Origin of the sequence: Hyella patelloides LEGE 07179, from assembly GCF_900659865.1 — a bacterium.
Lineage (GTDB): Bacteria > Cyanobacteriota > Cyanobacteriia > Cyanobacteriales > Xenococcaceae > Hyella > Hyella patelloides.
The window spans coordinates 37,437-48,148 of sequence record NZ_LR213786.1 but is presented as its reverse complement, the minus strand read 5'-3'; the positions used below and the strand labels follow the sequence as shown (position 1 = coordinate 48,148).

Below are 10,712 nucleotides of genomic sequence, written 5' to 3'. Positions count from 1 at the left end.
GCTCACCCACTTCGACGACTATTTGTTCAAAGAAAAATAGGTTTGACGATTAGCTTTACGCCAGGCTTTCGGGCTAGCTCCATAGTATTGACGAAACTGGCGGAAGAAGTGATTAATACTTTGATAGCCCACTGCTTCGGCAATTTGTTCCACTGACTGTTCTGTTTCTAATAATAAACTTCGTGCTGCTGTTACTCGACGTTTGATAATCCACTGATTAATCGGTTCTCCTGTATGATCTTTAACTAACTTAGTTAAATAGCCTGGGGAAAAGCCGAGGTGTTTGGCGACATCTCGTAGACTAATCGATTCTTGATAGTGGCTGCTGATAAATTCATAGACTGCTTTTAATTGAGAACAAGAAGCAAATAAAGTGGCAAATTTAGCAAATTCATCGATTTCTGGTTCTGATGACTGGGCGATATCTTCAGATTTGACGGCAAACCACTGCTGGAAAATATTGTTTCGTTTGAGTTGGGCGGCGATCGCTTTTAGTAGTTCTTCTGGAGTAAAAGGCTTCAACAGATAGTCACTTGCTCCTAATTCCATACCTTGACGCAGTTCTTGTTTGGTATTTCTACCAGTCAGAAAAATTAGCGGAATAATGGCTGTATCTAGGTTTTGACGAAGTGTTCTAAGAACTCCATAACCATCTAATTTAGGCATCGCGATGTCACAAATAGTTATATCTGGTAAATGGGTATGAGCTTTTTCTACCCCAACTAGACCATTTTCTGCACCAATTGCCTTAAAGCCTTCTAGCTCTAAGAAGTCTAATAACATCTCTCTAGTTTGTTCTTCGTTTTCAATTACTAATACTTTGGTCATTTTTTGCTCCACATTTTACACTTAAGATTTTGGTTAAAGAATTGATTAGTGGGATAGGTTATTCTGATTTCGGAAAAGAAATCACAAATTCTGTTCCTATTCCCAGTTGACTTTCTACATTAATTTGACCGCCACTAAGCTCAACTAGCTTTTTGACTATAGCCAGTCCCAAGCCATTACCAGGGATGTTATCCACATTTTCTCCCCGATAAAACGGTTGAAATAAATGCGGTCGATCGCTTTGATTGATTCCCATACCTCGGTCTTTAATTTTGAAAATAACCTTTTTTGGGCTACAAGCAACTGTAAAATCAATCTCTTTCTCTTCAGGCGAATATTTGATCGCATTTTCTAACAGATTCGTGAGGATAAGCTGAAGTATTCTGCGGTCTAAATTTACTAATGAGTCATTTCCTTGATTAAAAAAGTTAATCTGCCGAGGACTGCGCTCGCCTAGCTTACAATTATTCGAGTGCAAGTTCGTATGGTAATCGCCTAACTGGAGATCGGATAATAAATTGTCACAGAATTGTTCTAAGTTGAATGGTTTTGGCTCAAATTTCAACTTTCCCGTATCAATTTTGCCTAAAATCAGCCATTCGTCAATTAGCAGACTGAGAGTATCGACTCCTCTTTGCAACCTTTCGAGATACTTTCTTACTTTGCTTGGCTTCCAGCGATCGCCGTAGTTCTTTAATAGTTTAGAGGAAAAGGAAATTACATTTAAAGGAGTCCGTAATTCATGGGAAACCATCGAAACCAGTTTTTTTTCTTGTTCGAGGACTTGCTGGATTTTCTGTTCTGCTTGTTTGTGTTTAGTAATATCGACTGCCACAATCGAGATAGCTGGCTTTTTAGCAAATTGAATTACTCGAAGTGAGCAGTCTAACCAGCATTCCTTGCCATTTTTAGTTGACAATCTAACCTCTTGTCTTTGAGTAGCACCATGATTTCCACAGTCCGATATTGGGCATTTTTGATGAAGTTGAAGCTGCGATCGTAAATTGGTATTAGTTAACAATTCATCTTGGTTGTAGCCAGTCAAGATTTTGGTCATTGGATTGGCATAGCAAATTCTGCAATCTTGAAAAATCAAGATCATAACTTGGGCATTTTCAATTAAAGTCTGAAATTCAAATACTTCTCCTCCACAGTTTTGTAAATCAAATCGATCATTAATTAAAGCCTTGTTCTTAAAATTTTTAGAGTTTGAGACAGCCATAAAATATTTCTTCTTATGTTTGATTTAACCCAGATAGCAAGGAAACAAACCAGTCTCACTACTCATCATGATATTGGTCAGATTTGAAAAAAACAACTAACAAAACTAATATAATGCTGATAAAATTAGCCCTCTTTAGTTAGTTTAAGGGGTACTGTTGCAAAAACTCGATCTGGTTTGTAATATAGTTAAAGCTTTCGATTGGAATTCGCAGTCAAGAGAAACTCTTACTGATAATTAATAATTATTGACCACAACCATAAGGATTTTCAGGAGTTCGAGACGTGATATTTTGATGGGGAACGGCAGTTAAAATAACAGTTCCATCTTCTTGTTTAATTACTCCTCTGGCAAGATAAATTGGTTCCCCATTATCTTTGTATGCTACTGGCTTTACATAATGTGGAATGTTATTGGAATCTATGTGGTTACCATTACTTTGAGGCAGAGCTAATGTTTCTGGTTCCCCATAAATAATTAAAGCATCGCCATCAAAGGGTGCAGTGGGTTCGTGAGGCACTCTGTCTTGTCCTTGAATTGTAAGACTAGAAACATCTTCGATATCAGATGCCGAACAAATATCAGATGCTGTAATAATCTCTGCGGAGACGATGTTATCCGATAGTTCGGTGGTTTCTCGCAAAGAATTATTATCAGGGGTTTCGATAGAAACTGTACCGTCTAAACCGTCTACTTCAGAACTAGCATCGATATCGTTAGTGGCGTTGTTGTCAAATGCTCTACGTTCTTCAATTCCTAGTAGAGACTCTGCTGTGATACTGATTCTGCCACCATTACCTTGTTCGGCACTAGCAAGAATATCATTGCCATTACCATTACCACTGCTGGGATAAGAAATAATAAATTCACTGTTGATGGAGACATTTCCACCATTAGCATTTTCTAGGGCTTGAGCGGATATCAGACTATTATTTCTGAGGGTAAGAGCTTCAGCAACTTCGAGAGTGATATTAGCACTATCATCAGTTTCCGATTCCGATTGACTCACTGCATTAATGGTGGCTCCATTGACTAAATCAATCGAATTGGCTTCAATGCGAATGTTCCCTGCATTCCCTTTCCCTAATGTTCCAGCCACAACTTGTCCTCTATCACTCAGAGTCAAATCACCAGTAAAAATTTCAATATTGCCCGCATTTCCTTGTCCTTCCGCATCAGCCCTGATGGCTGCCCCATCTCTAATTTCTAGTTGGGGAGTCGTAATTTTTAACTCTCCTCCTTTACCGATAGCTGTAGCTCCTACGCTTGTGGTTATTGTACTTTGTGATTCGCTATCGAGATTATCTTCTCCCGCTAAGCTAAGAGAACCAGCAGCTTTAATGATGATATTGCCAGCATTTCCTGTTCCCGCAGTACGAGCATCCAACCTTCCTCCATTACCAATCTCAACTGTTCCTGTCTCGATTGTCATATCACCTGCATCACCTCTGGCAATACCATCGACCTGCGTCAATAAACTTCCCCCGTTGCTAATAGATAACGAATCGGTATTAATATTGATGTTACCTGCATCCCCAACACCTTCGGTTGTGTTGACTAATCGAGCTTGATTATCAATTGATAGGGAGCTGCTCCTAATTGTAATATTCCCCCCATTGCCTTCTGCTGGAGGAATATTGGGATTTTCTAAGTTTCCTCCTATTAGGCTGAAGACATCGCTGCGTAGTCCATCAAAGACCACATCTCCACTAGCATCTATTGTTAAGTTGCCTGCATCCCCTTGTCCAAAACTGGCAGTAACCAATTGACCAATATTACTACTGATTAATTCTGGAGGAATTCCTGTGACTAAAAGCGAACCAGTAGTAATCTGAATATCCCCAGCACTGCCTTCTCCGCCTGCTTCCAATCTACTTCGGGCAAAACCACCATTAAAGACAACATCATTGGCTTTGATCGTAATATCCCCAGCTTCTCCTCTGGCAAAACCACCGACATTAGATTCCAAAGATGCTCCTTCCAACACAGATACTGTGGTGGCATCAATCTCAATGTTTCCACCATTGCCTTGACCAAATGTATTGGTAGCAATTGTTGCTCCATTGGTGAGATTCAGATTGTTGGTAGTGATACTCACATCTCCTGCATTGCCTTGACCAAATGCACTAGCATCAACTAGCCCTCCATTGGTGAGATTCAAATTGGCAGCAGAGATTTTAATGTCCCCACTATTTCCCTCTGCTCCTGGTATAACCACACTAATAGCCCCACTAGGAGCTTCAGTACTATCATCAATCCCATCAAAAGTCACATCTCCTTTCGCAGTAATAGTGATTCCTCCTGCGTTTCCTTGACCGATAAAAGTACTAGAAGAAATTTGTCCTCCATTGCTTACTTCCACCGAACCAGTGGTAATCTCGATCTTGCCTGAATTACCCACTCCATCTACCAGATTGAGAATATAGCTTCGATCTAGAGTTAGATTCTCAGTAACCTGAATTACAATATCTCCTGCTTGAGCATCATTAGAAGTTGAATCTGGAGCTATTCCAGAGCTAATTGAACTGTTATCTAATGTTATATTTTGCGCTGTAACATTAACACTGCCACCACCACTAGCAGTAACATCGACAACTGCTGTATTCTGTAATGTAATATCATCAAAAGAAGCTATCCCATCGTAATCTAAAGTAAAGCCAATATCTGTTTCAATGATACCGACTTCTCCAGCACTCCTCACACTACCAATTTCAATATGACCACCTTTTGCTGTTAAATTACCATCGTCAAGTAAAACATCACCACCAATAAGAGCTAAAATTTCACCATTAGGGACTTGTAACCCTACTGGATCATCAATAATATTAGTTTCGCCGTTGGGATTTCGACCTACAGAGGTATTAACAATCTCTGCTGGGTTATCTCGAAACCCTAAACCAATAGGTGCGTTAACCGTAATCAAAGGCGGATTATCTAAATCTGTCGCGCTAAATTCCCCATCGGGAAACACAATACTACTAGCAGTACTGCCATAAAACGAACCGCCTAGTTGCAAACTTGCACCTTCTCCAAAAATAATTCCTGCGGGGTTGATTAAAAATAAATTAGCTGTACCGTTAGCACGAATTAAACCATCAATGTTAGAAATATTACCCCCTGTAACTCGAGAGAAAATATTAGTTATATCATTGGCATTGTTGAAAAAAGCTTCACTTTCTGTGGGGAGCGAAAACTCATCAAAGCTATGAAATAAGTTACCGCCAGCGCGATTTCCATTATCGATGCGTACTCCCGTTTCTGTAAGAGTAACTGTCGTGGAAGTGGTGCCATCTCTGGTTATTTGAGCAGTAGCACTAAGAGGAAATAATAGAGTAAATAAGAAAAATACTGTTTTAAAAATCTCTTTCATCTTTGAATAAACCTAAATGGCATTGTATGGTGAGATAGTACTATAATTCTGTTTATTAAGGTACTAATAAGTAGCTCTGGGGTGTTGATTTTGGAAAATGACCAACTCCAGAATATCTTCCAAATTGAGCATCTTTTGCATCGAAGTATGGGGAATTTTCTAGTTAATCTGATGGCTGGATTAATTGCTTATTCCTCTTTGCCGAATCAACCTTCCCTGAATTTAGAGACGAAGGCATTACTAGCTCTACCTCCTGCTGTTTTTTAATTTTGTCGAACTCACGTTAGAACAAGCGTCAACAAAGAGATAATCGTAAACTTTTGTAACAACCTGCGTAACAACTGGGATTTTAATCGGAATCATCAGTAGAAGATAACTTGGCTCGTTGCAAGCTAAGCAACAAGTAAGCGATCTAGCTGTTATGATTTTTCCCATTTTAGCGATCGCATTTTACGATCCAAAATTGAATTTTATGCTAAGTAACCAATCAAGTAAAACCGATTTTCATCACAAGATATCTAATTACCAAGAGCATTCTAGTTGCGATTTTGCTGATACGGATCGAATAGAAGAAACTTTTGATAGATATGTCTACTCCCTGAGTTTTAATCTGGTTATTGAAACTCTAGATATCTTGTTCTTAGAGATGTATGATAAATCTCCTGGTACAGTAGAAGTGTTGATCTTAGAGGGTGTTTGGCAAAACAAAACCTATAGTGAAATTGCCAGAGAAAATAACTATAGTTCTGATTACTTTACTAATGTGGCTGCACCAAAGTTATTTAAAAAGCTTTCTAAATTAATCGAATGTCGTATTACTAAAAAAAACTGTCGCTCTCTAGTGACTAAATATGTTTTAAAAAAAATATCGACTAATATAGAAAGCTGTTTATCTAAAAAAACACAGTGTAAGGAAAGCTCAAATATCTTGTCTAATTATCATTTTAATTTCAAGCAAAAACAAAATTTTTCTTTTTTAAAGAATGCTATTTTTTCCTCTCAGACTATTTAGTAAATAGACAAAAGTTAAGCCTAGGTATAGTAATCCTATTAATTTAACTTGTATTGTAGCAATTAGAAGATAGTTATTGAGAAAATAGAACAGTATATAGACTGAAAATCCATGAGGAAGTATTAATAGTGAGTGAGTTTTCAGAAAATAATTTAAATAGCAAAGAACGTGAAGAATACCTCAAAAAATTGGCTATTGAAGCTCAAAAATACCCATCTCAGAGTAGTCAAAGACAGTTAGCTATTAGTCGATTAGTGAATGAAATTTGGCAATCTCCTAAATTAGGTCATCCTCAAAATGGTTCTTGGTCAGTCAATTTTTACACAGAAGTTTATCATGAGGCATTACAAAGAACTCTTCTAGAAGTTTGCCATCGTATCGATTTTTATAATCCTCAACATCCAGTAATGGCTTGGGTCAATTTTCGCTTACAGAAACAGTTTATTAACGTAGTTAATGACTATCGTAAAAAAGGCATCACCAACATTCCTAAAATTCGGCAAAAGGAGACAATTTTTATTCCCAATTTAGATGATTTAGATGAGCGTTTATCAGTTCAAAAAGTTTCTAATGATGAAGTATTATTACGGCAATTTATCGAACAAGATCCAGAAAGATTAATGGGGTCAGAATTTGTAAAAAATCGACCATTTATAACTTTTCAAGTATTAGCTAAAGCAAAATTTATTGAAGAGCGAAATTGGACAGAACTTGCCGATGAGTTTGATATTTCGCCGACAACACTCTGTAGTTTTTTTAATCGTCGATTGAAAAAATTGATGCCTTATTTTAAAAAGTATTTACAAGCGTAATTTTGTACTGGTATTCCCAAGCAAATAATTATGAAGAAATTTTATTCCTAATTTTCCAACCATAACCCAAAATGAAAGAGCTAATTTCAACTTTTACCTTTACCGTTCCTCTAAGTCCCATCGATCACAATTTAGCGCAAAAATATAGTCAGCTACAAAATAGTGCAGCTAAAGCCAAGCAAGTGTATCTAAATATTTTAGCTGTATGTGCCGTCAACTTTTATCTTCAATGCTTGTCAATTGAAACTAATTTGCTCGATAGTGATAGTTTCAATCCTCTCTTACTCAAATCTCTGGACGTGGCAGACATCTCTTTACCACAATTAGGTCAGTTAGAGTGTCGTCCTGTACTACCAAATGCAGAAAATTTAGATATTCCCCCAGATGTCTACTCGGATAGAATTGGCTATGTTGCAGTGAAGCTTTCTCATTCTCTCCAACAAGCCGTAATTTTAGGATTTACTACTACTGCTTCAGCACAGATACCTCTGGCTCAACTGCGATCGCTTGAAGAATTTCCCGAATATCTCCATCAGCTTAAACAGAGTGTATCTCGCTCTTCTTTCTCTTTAGTATCAAAAGTAGCACATCAGCCAGCTATTAAGCTTAGTGACTGGTTTGAGGGAGTTGTAGCAATAGGCTGGCAGACAGTAGAAACCTTAATTAAAGTAAATTATGCTCAACCAGTAGTAGTGAGGGACATGGAGCAACCAGAAAAAAAAGTTAAACGGGCTAAGGCGATCGACCTGGGAATACAACTAGGCAAAGATTCAGTGGTGTTGGCATTGGCACTAACTACTCAACCAGACGATACGATTAATGTTTTGGTGCAAATATATCCTAGCAGTGGAACACTTTATCTACCCAAGAACTTAAAATTAAAGATGCTTTCCCCTTCAGGTAAAATACTTCAAGAAACTGTATCTGGTAGTCTTAATAACTATACTCAATTACGTAGATTTAGCGGTCAGCAAGGCGATCTCTTTAGGCTCGAAATCACTCTTGATGAGGTCACAGTTCAGGAAAATTTTGTCTTGTAACTACTTGTAGGATATTTAAAGATGAGTTGGGCTGTTTCGATTAATTTGGGTTCGGGAAATTTACAACATGGCTTTGGAGAGATTACCGCTCAGGTTTCCTCTAATATGTCAGTTAGGAATTTATCAGATAAATTTGTTGCGCCCAAACCATTGCAAATTCGTGGCAGCTTACCCCCAGCACCAGAAATCGAGCAACTATATCGACAATGGAAACTACTCTACCAAGAGTTTTATCGAGAACGAAGTTGGCATTCAATCAGAGAAATTAAAATCGAATCTGGGGGAATAACCTATTTTTCGGAAGTTGAATTCTATGAACTCTGCCAGCAATTAACCACTCAATTCAATAAATGGCTAGATTCTGCCTCATTTCATCCGATAGATCGCAAACTGAGTCGCATTTTAAATCCCAAAGCAGAAATTAGAGTAATTATCGAAACAAACAATCCTCTGCTCAGAAGACTTCCTTGGCATCTCTGGAATTTTTTTGAAGATTACCCCCAAGCAGAGCTTGCTCTAAGCACCTTGGAATACGGACGCATCGAACCACAGTCAAGTTCTGGTGAAAAAGCGAGAATCTTAGCTATTTTTGGCAATAGCGATGACCTTGATTTACAGGCAGACCGTAGCGCAATTGAAACTTTACCTGATACCACTACCGTTTTTCTTGAATCTCCTGGGCTTCAAAAGTTGAACGAGCAGCTATGGGCAGAACAAGGCTGGGATATTTTGTTTTTTGCTGGACATAGCCAAACTGAATCCGAAACAGGTTGGATTTTTATTAATCAAACTGAAACTATTACTCTGGAGCAGTTACGTCATGGTTTAAAAAGAGCAATCTCTCGGGGTTTAAAACTAGCAATCTTTAATTCCTGCGATGGTTTGGGGTTGGCACAATCTCTAGCAGATTTACACATTCCCCAGGTGATCGTAATGCGAGAATCTGTACCAAATCAGGTAGCTCAAGAATTCTTTCGTTATTTTTTAGCTGTCTTTTCTCAAGGACAATCTTTATATACTGCGGTTAGAGAAGCCAGAGAAAAATTAGAGCCACTGGAGACAGAATATCCCTGTGCTACTTGGCTACCAGTAATTTGTCAAAATCCTGCTGCTCGAACGCCCACCTGGAAAGATTTCAATACTTCCCTAAAAGGCGATCGTGGTTTAAACTATCGTCAATTAAGTTTGCCAGCTTTATTGCTAGCTAGTTTTGTCGCTACTACCTTAGTTATGGGATTACGACAGCTAGGAGCATTACAGCTATGGGAATTAGCAACCTACGACCGCTTAGTTAATTCACGTCCAGCAGAACCTCCTGATCCTCGAATGCTGGTAGTCACCGTGACCGAAGCAGACGTACAAAATCAACCACTTCAAGAAAGATTGGGAACATCAATCTCAGATCGTTCCTTGGCAGAACTTTTACAAAAACTACAATCTCATCAACCCAGAGTTATCGGTTTAGATATATATCGTGAGTTTCTCCTCGACAATGGTCGTACAGATTTAATTGAATTGATTCAAAATGAAGATAGCTTGATTACTGTCTGCGAAGTAGGTACAGAAGAACAAAATCAAAGGTCTGGTACAAGACCTTTCTATGGAGTTCCCGAAGAGCGGGTTAGCTTTAGCGATTTTCCTGTGGATACGGATGGTGTAATCCGCCGTCAACTATTGGGTATGGCTACGGATCCCAACTCGGTTTGCACTGCTGATATTGCTTTTAGTTTACGAATTGCCCAAACTTATTTTGAACCAGAAGGGAAAGAAATTGAACGCAATCCTCAAGGAGATTTGCAGATTGGTGATACTATTCTCAAGAAACTAGATTCTCAGGCAGGTGGCTATCATCAAGTAGATGATTTGGGTTATCAGCTATTACTTAACTATCGCGCCTCACCTGGGGTAGCCAAAACCGTAACTTTATCCGATATTTTAAGTGGTAAGCTCGATAAACAGCTGCCCAATTTGGTTAAAGATCGTATTATTTTAATCGGTACTACCGCTCCCAGTTTCAAAGACTATCATTTCACATCAAATCGCACCGCAGAGCAGCCAGAAATAGCAGGAGTAATAGTTCACGCTCATATGGTGAGTCAGATTTTAAGTGCTGTTCGAGACGATCGCCCTTTACTAACATGGTTACCTGAATGGGGGGAAGTTATTTTACTCTGGGGATGTTCTCTAGTAACAGGATTTTGGTTTTTTTATTTGATCTCTTCTGTATATCGAGGAATTGCTGTTACCACTACTTTATTAGTTATTCCTGGAATTGGCTACATTCTGTTCTTGAAAGGAATATGGCTCCCGATAGCTGCTTCGGTTTTGGTGGTTGTAACTATGGCAGGAACGATAGTTTTTTGGACGACATTCCGTCAACACCGTGATTAGAGAGGGCGACTAGCCGTCGCCCTCTCTCACGGTCAAA

Annotated in this window: 7 protein-coding genes and 1 pseudogene; 5 read left to right on the top strand and 3 right to left on the bottom strand. The window is 38.6% G+C overall.

What is annotated here, in order from left to right; all coding sequences use genetic code 11:
* Positions 1 to 18: 18 nt before the first annotated feature.
* The 3 genes from H1P_RS05575 to H1P_RS05565 form a co-directional block, all read right to left on the bottom strand.
* Positions 19 to 828 carry a response regulator transcription factor gene (locus H1P_RS05575; RefSeq protein ID WP_144864971.1) on the bottom strand — a complete coding sequence of 270 codons (810 nt, stop codon included), beginning with the start codon at positions 826 to 828 and terminating at the stop codon, positions 19 to 21.
* 58 nt (positions 829 to 886) lie between these two features.
* Positions 887 to 2,050, bottom strand: a complete 1,164-nt coding sequence (locus tag H1P_RS05570; RefSeq protein ID WP_144864969.1) for a PAS domain-containing sensor histidine kinase — start codon at positions 2,048 to 2,050, stop codon at positions 887 to 889.
* Between the two features lie 244 nt (positions 2,051 to 2,294).
* Positions 2,295 to 5,420: a two-partner secretion domain-containing protein gene (locus H1P_RS05565; RefSeq protein WP_144864967.1), complete on the bottom strand. Its 3,126-nt coding sequence runs from the start codon at positions 5,418 to 5,420 to the stop codon at positions 2,295 to 2,297.
* 93 nt (positions 5,421 to 5,513) lie between these two features.
* Here H1P_RS05565 and H1P_RS05560 point away from each other — a divergent pair.
* The 5 genes and pseudogenes from H1P_RS05560 to H1P_RS05540 form a co-directional block, all read left to right on the top strand.
* Positions 5,514 to 5,687 (top strand): annotated as a pseudogene (locus tag H1P_RS05560) (IS982 family transposase); the annotation flags it as partial.
* Between the two features lie 118 nt (positions 5,688 to 5,805).
* Entirely contained in the window at positions 5,806 to 6,432 is a 627-nt protein-coding gene (locus H1P_RS05555) for a helix-turn-helix domain-containing protein (protein ID WP_144864965.1), read from the top strand.
* Between the two features lie 128 nt (positions 6,433 to 6,560).
* Positions 6,561 to 7,244 carry a sigma-70 RNA polymerase sigma factor region 4 domain-containing protein gene (locus tag H1P_RS05550; protein ID WP_144864963.1) on the top strand — a complete coding sequence of 228 codons (684 nt, stop codon included), beginning with the start codon at positions 6,561 to 6,563 and terminating at the stop codon, positions 7,242 to 7,244.
* Between the two features lie 71 nt (positions 7,245 to 7,315).
* A complete protein-coding gene (locus tag H1P_RS05545; protein WP_144864961.1) occupies positions 7,316 to 8,284 on the top strand; it encodes a DUF1822 family protein in 969 nt (322 codons plus the stop codon).
* Between the two features lie 21 nt (positions 8,285 to 8,305).
* Positions 8,306 to 10,675 carry a CHASE2 domain-containing protein gene (locus tag H1P_RS05540; RefSeq protein WP_144864959.1) on the top strand — a complete coding sequence of 790 codons (2,370 nt, stop codon included), beginning with the start codon at positions 8,306 to 8,308 and terminating at the stop codon, positions 10,673 to 10,675.
* Positions 10,676 to 10,712 lie beyond the last annotated feature (37 nt).

Coding starts and splice junctions, on each gene's coding strand:
- H1P_RS05575 (WP_144864971.1), bottom strand. CDS start 828: ATGACCAAAGTATTAGTAATTGAAAACGAAGAACAAACTAGAGAGATG.
- H1P_RS05570 (WP_144864969.1), bottom strand. CDS start 2,050: ATGGCTGTCTCAAACTCTAAAAATTTTAAGAACAAGGCTTTAATTAAT.
- H1P_RS05565 (WP_144864967.1), bottom strand. CDS start 5,420: ATGAAAGAGATTTTTAAAACAGTATTTTTCTTATTTACTCTATTATTT.
- H1P_RS05545 (WP_144864961.1), top strand. CDS start 7,316: ATGAAAGAGCTAATTTCAACTTTTACCTTTACCGTTCCTCTAAGTCCC.
- H1P_RS05540 (WP_144864959.1), top strand. CDS start 8,306: ATGAGTTGGGCTGTTTCGATTAATTTGGGTTCGGGAAATTTACAACAT.